At 71.1% G+C, this 16,204-nt stretch carries 12 protein-coding genes; all 12 read left to right on the forward strand.

Annotated elements, in window-relative coordinates:
* The first annotated feature begins 71 nt into the window (after window positions 1-71).
* A complete protein-coding gene (locus tag CACI_RS45315) occupies window positions 72-1,865 on the forward strand; it encodes a PucR family transcriptional regulator (protein WP_049871522.1) in 1,794 nt (597 codons plus the stop codon).
* An 80-nt stretch (window positions 1,866-1,945) separates the two neighbouring features.
* Window positions 1,946-3,409 carry a uracil-xanthine permease family protein gene (locus tag CACI_RS09320; RefSeq protein ID WP_012786084.1) on the forward strand — a complete coding sequence of 488 codons (1,464 nt, stop codon included), beginning with the start codon at window positions 1,946-1,948 and terminating at the stop codon, window positions 3,407-3,409.
* Window positions 3,410-3,543: 134 nt separating this feature from the next.
* Window positions 3,544-4,392 (forward strand): FAD binding domain-containing protein, encoded by an 849-nt coding sequence (locus CACI_RS09325; RefSeq protein WP_012786085.1) that lies wholly within the window; start codon window positions 3,544-3,546, stop codon window positions 4,390-4,392.
* Entirely contained in the window at window positions 4,389-4,907 is a 519-nt protein-coding gene (locus tag CACI_RS09330; protein ID WP_012786086.1) for a (2Fe-2S)-binding protein, read from the forward strand. Before CACI_RS09325 ends, CACI_RS09330 begins: the two co-directional genes overlap by 4 nt.
* Window positions 4,900-7,314 (forward strand): aerobic carbon-monoxide dehydrogenase large subunit, encoded by a 2,415-nt coding sequence (gene cutA, locus CACI_RS09335; RefSeq protein ID WP_012786087.1) that lies wholly within the window; start codon window positions 4,900-4,902, stop codon window positions 7,312-7,314. Before CACI_RS09330 ends, cutA begins: the two co-directional genes overlap by 8 nt.
* Window positions 7,311-7,982, forward strand: coding sequence for an SRPBCC family protein (locus tag CACI_RS09340; RefSeq protein WP_012786088.1), 672 nt, complete (start codon window positions 7,311-7,313; stop codon window positions 7,980-7,982). Before cutA ends, CACI_RS09340 begins: the two co-directional genes overlap by 4 nt.
* Window positions 7,983-8,193: 211 nt before the next feature.
* Window positions 8,194-9,090 (forward strand): carbon-nitrogen hydrolase family protein, encoded by an 897-nt coding sequence (locus tag CACI_RS09345; protein WP_012786089.1) that lies wholly within the window; start codon window positions 8,194-8,196, stop codon window positions 9,088-9,090.
* On the forward strand, window positions 9,087-11,159 hold the full coding sequence (locus CACI_RS09350; RefSeq protein WP_012786090.1) for a hydantoinase/oxoprolinase family protein: 2,073 nt from the start codon (window positions 9,087-9,089) through the stop codon (window positions 11,157-11,159). Before CACI_RS09345 ends, CACI_RS09350 begins: the two co-directional genes overlap by 4 nt.
* Window positions 11,153-12,994, forward strand: coding sequence for a hydantoinase B/oxoprolinase family protein (locus tag CACI_RS09355; protein WP_012786091.1), 1,842 nt, complete (start codon window positions 11,153-11,155; stop codon window positions 12,992-12,994). Before CACI_RS09350 ends, CACI_RS09355 begins: the two co-directional genes overlap by 7 nt.
* Before the next feature lies 1 nt (window position 12,995).
* On the forward strand, window positions 12,996-13,946 hold the full coding sequence (locus tag CACI_RS09360) for a carbamate kinase (protein WP_012786092.1): 951 nt from the start codon (window positions 12,996-12,998) through the stop codon (window positions 13,944-13,946).
* Window positions 13,939-15,045: a barbiturase gene (locus CACI_RS09365; protein ID WP_012786093.1), complete on the forward strand. Its 1,107-nt coding sequence runs from the start codon at window positions 13,939-13,941 to the stop codon at window positions 15,043-15,045. The genes CACI_RS09360 and CACI_RS09365 overlap by 8 nt, the downstream gene beginning before the upstream one ends.
* Window positions 15,038-16,150: an XdhC family protein gene (locus CACI_RS09370; protein ID WP_012786094.1), complete on the forward strand. Its 1,113-nt coding sequence runs from the start codon at window positions 15,038-15,040 to the stop codon at window positions 16,148-16,150. The genes CACI_RS09365 and CACI_RS09370 overlap by 8 nt, the downstream gene beginning before the upstream one ends.
* Window positions 16,151-16,204: the final 54 nt, after the last annotated feature.

Raw genomic sequence — 16,204 nt, forward strand, 5'->3', positions numbered from 1 at the left:
GGGCGGAGCCGAGAGCCGAATCGAGGGCGGAGACGATGGCAGCCAAGCACGGAAGCACCGGAGAAACGACGATGACCGCCACCCCCATCGGCCTCACCGTCACCCAGACCCTGGCCCTCCCCGCCCTGGCCGGCGCGCGCATCGTCGCCGGGCACGCCGGGCACGACCGCGTCGTGGAGCGCGTCAACGTGATGGAGGTCCCGGACATCCTCCCGTGGGTCAAGCCCAAGGAGCTCCTGCTCACCACCGGCTACCCGCTGCGCCACTCGCCCTCGCCGCTCACCGACCTGATCGGCGACCTGGACCGCGCCGGGCTGTCCGCCATCGCCATCAAGCCGCACCGCTACCTCGGCGACCTGCCGCCCGAGCTCCTCGCCGCCGCCGACGCGCTGGGCTTCCCGGTGATCGAGCTGCCCGAGGGTGTGGCCTTCGACGACATCCTCACCGACGTCCTGTCCGACATCCTCGACCGCCAGTCCGCGGTCCTGGCGCGCGTTGACCACGTCCACCGCTCGCTGGCGCAGATCGCGCTGGAGGGCGGCGGCCTGGCCGAGCTCACCGCCGAGCTGGCGCACATCCTCGGCGGCCCGGTGCTGGTCACGACGCCGGATGGCCGCGTCCTGGCCGAGTGCGGCGCCGAGACCGTCTGCCACCTGCCCTGTTTCGACGCCGCCCCCGAAGACGCCGACCACCGCCTGCGCACCGAGGCCGAGCAGCCCGGCCTGACCACCCACCACGGCGCGCAGCACGCGCTGGTCCCGATCGTCGCCGGCCGCGTCGACCACGGCCGCCTGGTCGCCTTCGCCGGCCGCCGCGCCTTCGACGCCGCCGACGTCGCCGCCCTCGAACGCGCCGCCACGGTCGCCGCCCTCGCGGTGCTCAAGCAGCTCGCGGTCGCCGCGGTCGAGGACAAGTACCGCGCCGACTTCCTCAGGGACCTGCTGACCGGTCGCCTGGACGACCCGCAGTCAGCCGCCGCCCACGCCGCCACCCTCGGCTGGGACATCGGACCGGGACACGCCCCAGGACACAGCAACGGCGGAATCACGAGAACCGCTATAGGCGCGGGCAACGGTTCGCCCACCGGCGCCAACACCCGCGCCGACGCGACCGTCACCGCCACGTCCGCCGCCACCCGCCCCACCCCCAAACCCCCCACCCCCGACTCCCGCCACCTCGTGGTCCTCGTCGCCGAACTCGACCCCGGCCAGTCCGTCCTCCCCGCCTCCCAGCACGCCCTGCGCCCCGCCCGCGAACGCTTCGCCGCCGCCTGGCAGACCGTCGTCGCCGCCCGCGACCGCACCAACCCCGTGGCGGGCTTCAACCAGGAAGTCGTCGTCGTCCTCAAGACCGGCGACGACCCCGACCCCCAGGTCAGAAGCCTGATCGCGGAAGTCTCCGGCACCGGTGGAGGCGGACGCCGCACCTTCTCCACGGGCGTCTCCCGCCGCGTCGCCACCGTCGCCGACCTCCCCGCCGCCTACGAGGAGGCCCGCCGCGCGGTCCGCATGGGACGCCGCCTGAACGGTCCCGGCTCCGTCGCCCACTTCGACGCCCTCGGCGTCTACCGCCTGCTCTCCCTGGTCCCCGACCCCGACGAGCTGCGCGACTTCGCCCGCCAGACGCTCAAGGGCCTCGCCGCCGACGGCGATCCCGACGCCGAGGACCTGCGCATGACCCTGGAAGTCCTGCTCGACACCAACCTGAACGTCGCCGAAGCCGCCCGCCGCCTGCATTTCCACTACAACACCCTGCGATACCGCATAGGCAAGATCGAACGCCTCGTCGGCCCGTTCATGGAGCGTCCGGACCTCCGGCTGGACCTCTCGGTAGCTCTCCGTATCTTGCACATGAGGGGACTGTGACGCGGCAACCTCGCCACCTGCGAAATCAGTAACCCTCCAGTACTTGTGACGCCCGTCACACCGTCACTACAGTCCGCTCCATGACATTCGGCTGGCGGGTCGCATACGAAGGCAAGACTCCACCACCGGGCTCGGTCGTCCGTCCCGACGAGCGGCTGTCCTGGCCGCGCACCGTCGGGCTGGGCGCGCAGCACGTCGTCGCGATGTTCGGCGCGACGTTCGTCTTCCCCCTGGTCATGGGCCTGAACCCGCAGCTGGCGATCATGATGAGCGGGGTCGCCACGCTCTGCTTCCTGCTGATCGTCAAGAACAAGGTCCCCAGCTACCTGGGCACCTCGGCGAGCTTCGTCAGCGGGGTGGCGGCGATCCGCGCGCAGGGCGGCGACAACCAGGACGTCACCGGCGCGATCCTGATCGCCGGCGGTGTCCTGCTGGTGGTCGGGGTCCTGGTCCACCTCCTGGGCGCGCAGGTGATCCACGCGGTCCTGCCCCCGGTCGTGACCGGCGCCGTGGTGTTGCTGATCGGCTTCAACCTCGCGCCGGTCGTGGCGGACACCTACTGGCCGCAGGATCAGTGGATCGCGCTGATCACCATGCTGGCGGCGATCGGGATCATGGTCGGGGTCCGCGGGTTCATCGGCCGGATAGCGATCTTCGTCGCCCTGGTGTTCGGCTACGTGCTGTCCTGGATCGCCGATCAGATCTTCGGCAGGATCACCTCCTACGATCCCGGCGCCGGGCACGACACCACGCACTGGCGCGTCAACTTCGACCAGCTCAAGGCCGCCAAGTGGGTCGGCTTCCCGAACAAGACCACCGGCAGCGGCGCGCACCAGGTCGCCGGCTGGCACTTCCCGGAGTTCAAGTGGGCCTTCATCCTGCTGGTGCTCCCGGCGGTGATCGCGCTGGTCGCCGAGAACACCGGGCACGTCAAGGCGGTCGCCGAGATGACCGGCGACGACCTGGACCCGTACATGGGCCGCGCCATCGCCGCCGACGGCTTCGGCACGGTCGTGGCCAGCACCTTCGGCGGCTCCCCGACCACCACCTACGCCGAGAACATCGGCGTCATGGCCGCCACCCGCGTCTACTCCACGGCGGCCTACTACGTCGCGGCGCTCGTGGCGATCCTGTTCGGCCTCTCACCCAAGTTCGGCGCCCTGGTCGCGGCCACCCCCGGCGGCGTCCTCGGCGGCATCACCGTGGTGCTCTACGGCATGATCGGCCTGCTCGGCGTGAAGATCTGGACCGAGAACCGGGTGGACTTCGGCAACCCGCTGAACCTGGTCCCGATCGCCGCCGGCGTCATCATCGGCATCGGCAACACCAGCCTGAAGTTCACCGACAACTTCTCGCTGTCCGGGATCGCGCTCGGCACGATCGTGACCATCGTGTGCTACCACGGCGCCCGGCTCATCGCCCCGGCGTACCTGAAGACCGCAGGCTTCGGCACGGGCTCCGGTACTGCCGCCGGCCCAGCCGCCGACGCGGACGGCCCACCGGAAGCATCGGGACCCCCGGGCGGGGTACAAGGCCAGGAGTAGCGACGACAGGCAGGCAGGACGCCGGCGACGTGCCCCACGCTCCGCTCCCTTGGGCAAGTTCAGCCAGCGATCGCGGCGGCGTTCGGCACAAGTCGACGTCGCCGCGACCCTTTCGGCGAGAAGAGGATGCCTCCATGAAGCCCCCGCCGGTGGTGTATCACGGCCCGGACACGGTCGACGAGGCCGTGCGCCTGCTGGCCGAGCACGGCGCCCACGCCAAGGTCCTGGCCGGCGGCCAGAGCCTGGTGCCGATGCTGAACATGCGGCTGACGGCGCCGTCCCGGCTGATCGACGTGAACCGCCTGGACGAGTTGGCCTACGTCCGCACCGACCTGGAAGGCGTCCGGGTCGGCGCGCTGGCCCGGCACGCCGACGTCGAGCGGGCCACGCACGCCTTCGAAGCCGTCCCCCTGTTACGCCAGGCCGTGCGAACGGTCGCGCATCCCACGATCCGCAACCGCGGAACCACCGTCGGCAGCCTCGTGCACGCCGATCCCTGCGCCGAGATGCCCGCCGTCCTGGCGCTCCTCGACGGCGAGCTGTTGCTGCGCTCCGAACGCGGCGGCGAACGGGTCGTGAAGGCGGCCGACTTCTTCGTCGGGCCCATGGAGTCGGCCTGCCAGGAGGACGAATTGGCCGTCGAGGCCTACTTCCCGAAACCGAAGGGCCGGACGGGCACCGACTGGCGCGAGATGTCCCGCCGCAACGGCGACTACGCGCTGTGCGGCGTCGGCACCTCGGTCCGCGTCACCGAGGCGGGCGAGGTGACCTCGGCGAAGGCGGTGTTCATCGCCATGGGTCCGATGCCGCGGGTCGTGGACGTGACCGCGGCCGGCGCCGACTGGGACGCAGCCGCCGAAATCGCCGTCGAACAGCTGGAACCCGAGGACGACATCCACGCGAGCGCCGAATACCGCAAGCATCTGGCGCGCATCCTCACAGCGCGGTCGCTGAGGGCCTCCTACGAGGCGGTGGCGCCGTGAGCGAGCAGCTGCATCAGGTCACTGTCACAGTCAACGGCGTCACCCGCCGCGGACAGACCCCGGCACGGCGCCTGCTGGCCGACTTCCTGCGCATGGACCTCGGGCTCACCGGCACGCACCTCGGCTGCGAACACGGCGTCTGCGGCGCGTGCACCGTGCTGCTCGACGGCGCCCCGGTCCGCTCCTGCCTCATCTTCGCGGTCTCCACCGACGGCCACTCGGTGACGACCGTCGAAGGATGCTGCGACCCCGACGGCGAACTGGGACCGGTCCAGCAAGCCTTCCAGGAGTGCCACGGGCTGCAATGCGGCTTCTGCACCCCCGGGTTCATCACGACGATCGCCGCCTACCTGGAGGAGAACCCCAAGCCCACCGAGGAGGAGGCGCGCGAGGCGATCGGCGGCAACCTGTGCCGCTGCACCGGCTACCAGAACATCGTCGCCGCAGTACTCCGCGCTGCGGAGATTTTGAATGAAACACAGCTCGAGCGGGAGCGGGAGGCGCCGCATGAGTGACAAGCTCGTCGGCCAACCGCTGGTCCGCAAAGAGGATCCCCGGCTTCTGCGAGGCGACGGCCGCTACCTCGACGACCTCGGGCGCGGCGCCCTCGCGGCGGCGTTCGTCCGCAGCCCGGTCGCGCACGCGCGTATCGCAGACATCGATGTCGAGGACGCGCTCGACGTCGAAGGACTCGTCGCCGTCTACACCTACGAGGACCTGCCCGGCCGCATCGCCGAGCCGCTCCCGCTGCTGATCCCGCATCCCGATCTGACGCACCCCCGCACGCCGCACTGCCTGGCCAACGGCGAGGTGAACCACGTCGGCGAAGCCGTGGTGATGGTGGTCGCGACCGACCGCTACGTCGCCGAGGACGCCGCCGAGCGGATCCGGGTCGCCTACGAGGACCTGCCGCCGGTCGTGGGCATCGACCAGGCGCGCGCCGGGGAGCGGCTGGTACACGTCGACGTGCCCGACAACATCGCGGCGCGCAGCGTGCAGACCAACGGCAAGGGCGACGCCCAGGAGGCCATCGCCGCCGCCCCGCACCGCCTCGCCCTGGACCTGCACATCGAGCGCAGCGCCTCGATGCCGATGGAGGGCAAAGGCGTTCTGGCGCATTGGGATCCCGATGACAGAACCCTGCGAGTGCACTCCTCGACGCAGACCTCGACGAGCGTCCGCCTCGCTGTCGCCGCGAAGCTGGAACTCCCGCCGGACCGGGTCGAGGTGATCACCCCCGACGTCGGCGGCGGGTTCGGCGTGAAGATCGTGCATCCCTGGCCCGAGGAGATCCTGGTCCCGTGGGCGGCGATGACGCTCGGCCGGGACGTGAAGTGGGTCGAGGACCGGCGCGAGCACTTCATCTCCAGCGCCCACGAGCGCGCTCAGGAGCAGCACGTCGAGGTCGGCTTCGACGACGCCGGGCGGCTGCGCGGGCTCAGCGTCGAGATCTGGCACGACAACGGCGCGTATGTGCCCTACGGGATCATCGTGCCGATCGTGACGTCCACGCAGCTGCTGGGCCCGTACAAGGTCGGCGCCTACCGGGTGGAGTTCACATCGCTGTATACGAACACTGTTATCGTCACGCCCTACCGAGGCGCGGGACGGCCGCAGGGCGTGTTCGCGATGGAGCGGACGATGGACGCGATCGCCGAGTACCTGGGCATGGACCGGCTGGCGGTTCGTGAAGCGAACCTGATCCAGCCCGAGGAGATGCCCTACGACCAAGGCCTGGTCTTCCAGGACGGCCGTCCGCTGATCTACGACTCGGGCGACTACCCGACGATGCTGCGGATGATCCGCGAGCTGGTCGGCTGGGACGGCTTCGAAGCCGAGCGCGCCGCGGCCGCCGCCGAGGGGCGCCGGATCGGGATCGGGGTCGCGGCGTACGTCGAGGGCACCGGCATGGGCCCGTACGAAGGCGCGCACGTGAAGGTGGAGACAACCGGAGAAATCGTTGTCTCCACAGGGCTGACCACCCAAGGGCAGGGCCACTACACCTCGCTCGCGCAGATCGCCGCCGACGTGCTGGGTGTCGGAGTCGGCGACGTCACCGTCATCACCGGCGACACCCGGCGGTTCAAGTACGCGGTCGGGACCTTCGCCTCGCGCGCCATCGTGACCAGCGGCAACGCCGTCGCGATCGCCGCGGGCAAGGTCGCCGAGAAGGCGAAGCGGATCGCGGCGGCGGCGCTCGGCGGCGGGATCGACGCCGACGACCTGGAACTGGTCGACGGGAAGGTCCGACGGCGCGAGGACCACACCGCCTCGATCGATCTGCGCACCGTCGCGGTGCTGTCGAATCCGCTCCGGTACGCCTTCGACGAGGCGGCGAAGGCGGCCACGCAGTTCGCGGCGGCCCTCGGGACCGGCGACGAACCGGGACTGGAGGCGACCGGCTACTACATGCCGGACCGCTCGACGTTCGCCGCCGGGGCACACGGCGTCGTGGTCGAGACCGACCCCGAGACCGCTGATATCCGCATCCTGCGGTACTGCGTCGTGCACGACTGCGGCGTGGTGGTGAACCCGCGCATCGTCGAGGGACAGGTGCACGGCGGCGTCGCGCAGGGCGTCGGGGGAGCGCTGTACGAGCGGATCGTCTACGACGAGGCGGGGCAGCTGGTGAACGCCTCCTACATGGACTTCCTGATCCCGTTCGCCACCGAGGTGCCGCACATCGAAACGGCGCACATGGTCACGCCGTCAGGGGTGAACCCCTTGGGCTTGAAGGGCGCGGGCGAAGCCGGGGTCATCCCGACCTCCGCCGCGGTCGCCTCGGCGATCCAGGACGCCGAAGGGCTGACAGTCCGGCGGATGCCGATCTCGCCGAGCGAGCTGTACGAGTTGCGCAAGACGCAGGTGTCGCAGATGACGCAGACGACGCGGGAGTCGCGGAAGGAACAGGTGAGCGCGTGAAGGTCTCCGGGAGCGCGGTTCTCAACGCCGACGTGGGGCGGGTTTACGAAGCGCTGACGGATCCACGAACACTGGCGGCGGCGATCCCCGGCTGCGAACGCCTGGAGATGGTCGCCCCCGACATCTACGACATGGTGGTCACGGTCGGCGTCGGCTCGATCAAGGGCACATACAAGGGACGCGTGGAACTCGCCGACCAGTCGGCGCCCCGCTCCTTCACCCTGCGCGCCTCCGGCGCCGGCGCCCCGGGCACCGTCTCGGCGGAGTGCCGGATGCTGCTGGTCGACGAAGCCGCCGCCCGCACCCGCGTGGAATACGACGCCGACGCGGTGATCGGCGGCGTGGTCGGCGGAGTCGGCCAGCGCATGCTCGGCGGCGTGGCGCGCAAGCTCGCGGGCCAGTTCTTCACCGGCATGAACGGTGTGCTGACGCGCGACGGCGTCCCCGCGCCGGCCCAGGACCAGGCGGAACTGGTCCCGGCGACCGTGCTGCACCCCGCGACCGGACCGGTCGCCGCCTTCCCGATCGCCGCGCCGTCCGGGCAGCCGGGCACATCCCCGGCGGTGGTGGCGCTGGCGGCAGGACTCGCCGGTGCGGCGGCGGCGCTGAGCGGTGTGGTGCTCGGCTACGTGATGGGCCGCCTGAGCGGTCGGCGGGGGTCGCGGTGACGGGAAACGACACGGACTCGGGGATGGGGCGCCACAAGGCTGGAGCGCTTCACGAAAATCGTGTGCGGCACAGCATTTCGCCGAACAAGTGCCCTGATATGGCCGGCCATAGTGCGCGTATCTCTGCCGATCGAGCCGCACCTCCCGCTGAAGCGCTTCGCACAAAGCCATTCCTCGCACCACAGCGCGACCTGACATCCCGAGGTTCCACATGCGCCCCTTGACCGCAGCCGCCCTCCAACTCGCCCCTCACCCCGGCCCGCTCACCGCCAACAGCGTCGGGGAGAACCTCAACCGCGCCGTCGAGCTGATCGAGCGCTGCGTCGGGGAGACCGGCGCCGACCTGCTCGTGCTGCCCGAAGCCGTCACCACCGGCTTCACGCCCGGCATCCCCGTGGAGGAACTCTGGGACCTGATGAGCCCGGTCCCCGGCCCGACCACCGAGCCGGTGCAGCAAGCGGCGCAGCGCCTCGGCGTCCATGTCGTGCACTGCACCTACGAGCGCGGCGAGGAGCGCGGCGTGGTCTACAACTCCGCGATGCTCATCGGACCGACCGGCGAGGTGCTCGGGGTCTACCGCAAGACGCACCTGTTCCCCGGCGAGACGCAGTGGGTCACGCCCGGCGATTCGGTCAGCGTCGTCGACACCGAACTCGGGCGCATCGGGCTCACCGTCTGCTTCGACGGCGACTTCCCCGAACTGTTCCGCATCCAGGCGGTGCGCGGCGCGGAGATCATCTGCCGGCCCTCGGCGCTGTTGCGGTCCGCCGACATCTGGGAGCTGACCACGCGGGCCCGCGCCTACGACAACCACGTCTACGTCATCGGCGCCAACGCCACCGGCACCGATCCGGCCGGCGTGCACTACTTCGGCAACTCGCTGATCGTCACGCCGATCGCCGAGGTGGTGGCGCGCGCCGCCTCGCACGAGGGCTGGGCCGCCGCACGGTTGGACCCGGCCGACGCCATGCGGACCCTGACTCCCGGCTCGGACCGCGCGCAGACCTTCGACCACCTCGCCGAGCGCAATCTGGGTCTGCTCGACACCTACCAGAAGGACCTGATCGGCCCGGCGCAGACCCCGTTCCGGCTCGGGGGTGGTGCATGATCCGGATCGGCATCGACACCGGCGGGACGTTCACCGACGTCGTGGCGATCGACGAGGACAACGGCCGCGCGGTCGCCGGCAAGGTGCCCTCGACGCCCGCCGATCCCTCGCGGGGGTTCCTCGCCGCCGTCCGCAGGGCCCTGACTCTCCTGGACGCCGTCCCGCACGACATCGCCGTCGTCAGCCACGGCACCACCGTCGCCACCAACCAGCTCCTGCAGGGCAAGGTCGAAAGCCTCGGCTTCATCACCACGGCAGGGTTCGAACACCTGCTGGAGATCGCCCGCCAGTCCGTCCCCGACGGCTACGGCAACAGCTACTTCTGGGTCAAGCCGCCGCGCATCGTCCCAGCCGACCTGGTCCGCGGTGTCGGCGGGCGGCTGGACGCCGACGGCGAGGAGGTCCGCGCCTTCAACACCGCCGATGCCAAGGAGGCGGCACGCTTTCTGAAGGCGGCGGGAGTCCGCTCGATAGGCGTCTCCTTCCTGCACTCCTACGCCAACGCAGAACACGAACAAGCGATGCGCGACATTCTCGAGGCGGAGTTCCCCGAGGCCGCCGTGTCGATCTCCTCTGACGTCCTGCCCGAGTACCGCGAGTACGAGCGGTCGATGACCACGCTCGTCGACGCCGCTGTGAAACCGACCGTCGCCGGCTACGTCGGCCGCATCCGGGAACGCCTGGATGCCTTGACCGGCAACGCTCGCAGCGTGCCTTTCTACGTCATGAAGTCCAACGGCGGCGTGCTGTCGGCGGAGGAAGTCGTCCGCCAACCGGTCACCACCGTCCTGTCCGGTCCGGCCGCCGGAGCCCTCGGCGCCGCGCTCATCTCCGCGCACGCCGGCTTCGACCGCATCCTGACCCTCGACGGCGGCGGCACCTCGACCGACGTCGCGGTCGTCCTGCACGGCGAACCGGCCGTCACCACCGAGGGCGGCGTCGGCGGCTATCCCTCGAAGATCCCGATGATCGACGTCGTGACCGTCGGCGCCGGCGGCGGCTCGGTCGCCTGGCTGGCGCCGGAGGGCACGCTCAAAGTCGGACCGCGCTCCGCCGGCGCCGACCCCGGCCCGGTCTGCTACGGACGCGGCGGCACCGAGGTCACCGTCACCGACGCGCACCTGGTTCTGGGACGCATCCCCGACGGCCTGCTCGGCGGCGAGGTGCCGCTGGACCGGGACGCCGCGCGCGCCGGGCTCGCCGTACTCGGCGGCAAGCTCGGTCTGAGCCAGGAGGCGGTCGCCGCCGGAATCCTGGAGATCTCGGCGTGGAACCAAGCCAATGCCCTGCGACAGGTGACGATCAAGCGCGGGCTGGACGTGCGCGACTTCCAACTGACCGCGTTCGGCGGCTCCGGCGCGTTGTTGGCTTGTCGTCTTGTCGACATCCTCGGCGTGCGCGGGGTGCTGGTCCCGCCCGATCCCGGCAACGTCTCGGCGTTCGGCCTGCTCACCGTGGACGTGCGCAACGACTACGTCCAGACCTACGTCCGCCGCCACGACCGCGTCGACGTCGGGCGAGTCAGGGCCCTGTTCGCCGAGCTGCAAGCCTCCGCGGCGAAAGCCCTGCACGCCGAAGGGTTCGCCGAGCCGGAGCAAGTCTTCAAGCGCAGCGCCGACCTCCGCTACTTCGGGCAGGCCTACGAGGTGCGCGTCCCCGTGCCCGAGGAAGACTTCGGTCCGCAAGCCGCCGAAGCCGTCGTCGAAGCCTTCCACGCGGCTCACGAGGGCATGTATGGGTACTCATTCCGCGGCGACGAGCGCCAGTCCGCGGAATGGGTCAACCTGCGCGTCACCGGCATCGGCCCGATCCGCCGCCCGGAGATCGCCGAAGTCGCCGTGCGAAGCGGCGGGGAACCCGAACCGTCTGGCGTCCGCCCGGTCTGGTTCGACGAGACCCCCGTCGAAGCCGCGATCCATCATCGCAGAGCCCTCATGCACGGCGACCGCGTCCGCGGCCCGGCGATCATCGAGGAATATGGCTCGACCGTCCCGGTGCACCCCGGCTTCGTCTGCGCCGTGGACCGCTGGGGGAATCTGCTGCTGACGCAGGAGGAACGCCCGTGCTGAACCCGGTGCTGCTGGAGATCGTCGAGGGCACGTTGGCCTCCGTCGAACGCGAGGTCGAGACCGCGATCGCCCGGACCTCGCGCTCCCCGATGATCCGCGACGCCCACGACTTCCGCGTCGGCATCCACGACGCCCGGCTGCGCAAGCTCACCGGCCGGTCGTACTCCGCGCTGGTGCATCCGGTGGTCCGCGACTACCCGGTGGACCAGATGCGGCCCGGCGACGTCTTCTTCCACAACGACGTCTACCTCTCCGAAGGCGGCATCGGACACCTTCCCGACCTGTGCGTCACCGTGCCGGTCTTCCACGACGGCGCGGTGGCCGCCTTCGTCCAGGCCTTCGGACACCACGACGACATCGGCGGCGCGTGCCCCGGATCGATGCCCTCCGGCGCGCGCAGCGTCTTCGAAGAAGGCTTGATGGTCCCGCCGATCCGGCTGTGGGACGCCGGCGTGCCGAACGAGGCGGCGCTGAAGATCATGACGCGCAACTCCCGGATGCCGGACTCGCTGGCCGCAGACCTGGACGCGGAGTGCTCGGCGTGCCTGATGGGAGCGCGGCGCCTCGGGGAGGTCTTCGCGCGCTACGGCCGCGAGGCCGTTGAGGAGTGCTTCGACGCCATCATCGACCTGACCACCGAGACCTTCCGCCGCGAGATCCTGGCGAAGATCCCCGAGGGCTCCTACACCTGGGAGGACTACGCCGAGCACGACGGCGTCGACCCGCCGAAGCTGCACCGCCAGCGCATCACGCTGACCAAGCTCGCCGAGGACGGCGGCCGGCTGATCATCGACTTCGACGGCACCGGACCGCAGGCGAAGGGACCGATCAACCACTGCGGCGACTACGCGGACGGCAACTTCCTGAAGAAGTGGCTCGCCCCGGTGCTGCGCAACCTCGCCGACAGCCCGGAGCGGATGGCCGAGCTCGACGTGAACGAGGGCGTCGTCCCGCTGATCGAGATGCGCTTCCCGCCGCCTGGAACGCTGCTCACACCGGTGTTCCCGGCGCCGACGAACGCCCGCACCTTCGTGATCCTGCGGCTGCTCGGCGTGCTGTCCGGGGCGCTGGCCAAAGCCGTGGACGGCCGCATGCCCGCCGACCAGGAGACCATCCGCTACACCGGCGTCTACGGCACCGACGCCGACGGGCTGCCGTACCTGATGCGCGAAGTCCTCGGCGGCGGCTCCGGCGGGCGCTATTACGCCGACGGCGAGGACACGATCCACGTCGTGCCGGACTCGCGGAACATCCCCGTGGAGTTCGCCGAGGCGCGCTGGCCGTTCCGCGTGGAGAAACTGGGATTGGCGGTGGACTCCGGCGGAGCGGGGCGCTTCCGCGGCGGACTCGGCTATGAGAAGCAGATCAGGATGCTGCGAGACGCCGATTTCATGAGCATCGCCGACCGCTCGATCCTGGGCTGCTGGGGCGTGAAGGGCGGCCGGGCGGGCCGGCCGTTCGAGGTGGTGATCGATCCGGGCGGTCCCGCGGAGCGGAAGGTCGACGCGCTGGCGGACGCCGAACCGGTGTACGCCGGGGAGATCATCCGGATCCGGACGACCGGCGGCGGCGGGTGGGGCGACCCGTTCGAGCGGCCGATGGCGGACATCATCACTGATGTGCGGTGGGGCAAGGTCTCGATCGAGGGCGCGCGGCGGGACTACGGCGTGGTGCTGACGCCGGTCGGTACCGGCTATGAGGTCGATGCCGCGGCGACCGGGACACTGCGCGAGGAGATGTGGATGTTCCGTGGCCACGAGGCGTTCTTCGACCGGGGTCCGGGCTTCGCGGCGATGGCGCACGGAGCGACATCAGCCTATTGCGATTGGCAGTGACATGCGGACCCTGATCGCGTTGGGCGGCAACGCCATGACCGCCTCGGACGGCCGCGCACGCCCCGAGGACCAGATCGCGGCGGTCGGCGTGGCGATGGAGGCGGTCGCCGATCTGGTGGCGGCCGGCGTCGAGGTGGTGCTGACCCACGGCAACGGACCGCAGGTCGGCAACCTCCTGGTGAAGAACGAGCTCGCCGCGCACGTCGTGCCGCCAGTCCCGCTGGACTGGTGCGGCGCGCAGACCCAGGGGACGCTCGGCTTCGTCATTGTCAGCGCGCTGGAGCGGGCTCTGGCGGCGCGCGGCGTCGCCAAGCCGGTCGCCGCCGTCGTGACCCGCACGCTGGTCGACGCGAACGACCGCGGTTTCACCCACCCGACCAAGCCGATCGGCCGGTACCTGCCGAAGGAGCAGGCGGTCGCGATGATCGCGCACGGGCAGACCTGGGAGGACCGCGGCGAGCGCGGCTGGCGCCGGGTCGTCGCCTCGCCGGAACCGCTCGAAGTGCTCGACGCCGCAGCGGCGAAGACGCTTGTCGAAGCCGGGTACGTCGTCGTCGCCTGCGGTGGCGGCGGGATCCCGATGGTGCACGATCTGGGGTCGGCGAAGGCTCTTCGCGGCGTCGAAGCCGTCATCGACAAGGACCTCTCAGCGGTCCTGCTGGCCCGGGCCGTCGGCGCGGACCACCTCGTCATCGCCACCGACGTGGACCACATGTTCGTCCACTTCGGTACTCCGGACGTCAGGGCCCTGGATCGCATCGACGTCGCCGACCTGCGCGCGCATCTGGCAGCAGGGGAGTTCGGCGGCGGGAGCATGGCGCCGAAGGCGGAGGCGGCGTGCCGGTTCGTGGAGGGCGGAGGGCGGCGCGCCGTCGTCACCGCGCTGGGAAGCATTCGTGAAGCTGTTCTCGGGGAAGCGGGAACCGTAGTGGAAGGAGCCACAAGTGCCTGAGGCGATCGAGGTCCGGAAGGTGCCGCTGCGACACGTCAGCGACGCGTCGGGGTTGGCCGAGCTGATCACCGCCGGGGTGGTGGAGGCCGACCGGGTGGTGGCGGTCGTCGGCAAGACCGAGGGCAACGGCGGCGTCAACGACTACACGCGCATCATCGCCGACCGCGCGTTCCGCGAGACGCTGATGCGGCTCGGGACGCGCAGCGAGGCGGAGGTCGCCGAGGTGCCGATCGTGTGGTCCGGCGGGACCGACGGGGTGCTCTCGCCGCACGCGACCATCTTCGCCACCACCGACGCAGAGCCTTGCGACGAGCCGCGGCTGACCGTCGGCTTCGCGATGAGCGAGCCGCTGCTGCCCGAGGAGATCGGCCGCTCGGCGATGATCACGAAGGTCGCCGACGCGGTCCACGAGGCGATGAAGCGCGCCGGCATCGACGACCCGGCGGACGTGCACTACGTGCAGACCAAGACCCCGCTGCTGACCATCCAGACCATCCGCGAGGCCAAGGCGCGCGGCGAGACGGTCTGGACCGAGCACACCCACGAGTCGATGGACCTGTCCAACGGCTGCACCGCCCTCGGGATCGCGGTGGCGCTCGGCGAGGTCGAGATGCCCTCCGACGAAGCTGTGCTGCATGACAGGGCCCTGTATTCCTCGGTGGCGTCCTGCTCCTCGGGTGTGGAGCTGGACCGTGCGCAGGTCGTCGTGGTCGGCAACGCCTCCGGCGTCGGCGGCCGGTACCGCATCGGCCACGCGGTGATGCGGGACGCCCTGGACGCCGAGGGCATCTGGGACGCGATCCGCGCGGCCGGGCTGGAGCTGCCGGAGCGGCCGCGGTCCTCGGACCTGGACGGTCGGCTGGTGAACGTGTTCCTCAAGTGCGAGGCCAGCACCGACGGCATGGTCCGCGGCCGGCGCAACGCCATGCTGGACGACTCCGACGTGCACTGGCACCGGCAGATCAAGGCCTGCGTCGGCGGCGTCGCGGCGTCGGTGACCGGCGACCCGGCGGTCTTCGTCTCGGTCTCGGCCGCGCATCAGGGCCCTGACGGCGGCGGCCCGGTGGCGGCGATCGTGGAGGTGGGCCCTGGTGCGTGACCTGCTGCCGACCCTGCTCGCCTGGCGTGCCGCCGGCGAGCCGTTCGTCCTGGCCACGGTCGTCGCCGCGGACGGCGGCGGGCCGCGCGAACCCGGCGCGGCGATGGCGGTTCGGATGGCCGGCGGCGTGCCGGGCGACGTGGTCGGCAGCGTGTCAGGAGGCTGCGTCGAGGCCTCGGTGATCGAGGCGGCGGCCGACGTCGTCGCCGCCGGCCGCCCCCGGCTGGAGACGTACGGCTTGGAGGACTCCGAGGCGGTCGGTCTGACCTGCGGCGGCACCCTGTCGGTGTTCATCGAGCCCGGCGCCGCCGCGTCCGCACACCTGGACCGGGTCCAGGAGGCGGTGGCGCGCGGCTCCGGTGCGGCGATGGTGACGGTGGTCGACGGCCCGCCGGAGCTGATCGGACTGCACCGCGGCGACCTGCTGCGCGCCAACGGCTACGCGGCCCTGGCCGACGCGGTCGCCCGGGACGCAGACGCGCTGGTCGACCTGGGAGAACCGGCACGGCGCCGGTACCGGCTGGACGGCTGCCCCGAACCGGCGGACGGACCGTGGGGCGCACCCGACACCGTGACAGTGTTCTTCAACGTCATCGGCGCCCCGCCCCGGCTGATCGTCCTCGGCGCGCTGGACTACGCGGCGTCGCTGGCGAGCATCGGCCGCTTCCTGGGCTACTGGGTGACGGTCTGCGACGCGCGGCCGGTGTTCGCCACAGCCGAGCGCTTCCCCGACGCGCACGACGTGGTCGTCGCCTGGCCGCATCAGTACCTGGCCGCGACCTCGATCGACGAGCGGACCGCGATCTGCGTGCTGACCCACGACCCGAAGTTCGACGTGCCCGCGCTGGAGATCGCGCTGCGCTCGCCGGCGCTGTACGTCGGAGCGATGGGGTCGCGGCGGACGTGCGAGGACCGCGAGCGGAGGCTGCGCGAGGCGGGTGTCACAGAGGACGAACTCGCCCGGCTCGCCGCGCCGATCGGACTGGACCTCGGTGCCTCGACACCTGCCGAGACCGCGGTGTCGATCGCCGCGGAGCTGGTCGCCTTGCGGCGGCAGGGGAGTGGCGAGCCGTTGCGACGGACCAGAGGGAAGATTCATCGATGAGCAGTGGGTCTGATGATCGCAAAGGGCTGAGTCAGCTGACTGGGCCGCATCGCG

The organism is Catenulispora acidiphila DSM 44928, from assembly GCF_000024025.1.
GTDB classification, from domain to species: domain Bacteria; phylum Actinomycetota; class Actinomycetes; order Streptomycetales; family Catenulisporaceae; genus Catenulispora; species Catenulispora acidiphila.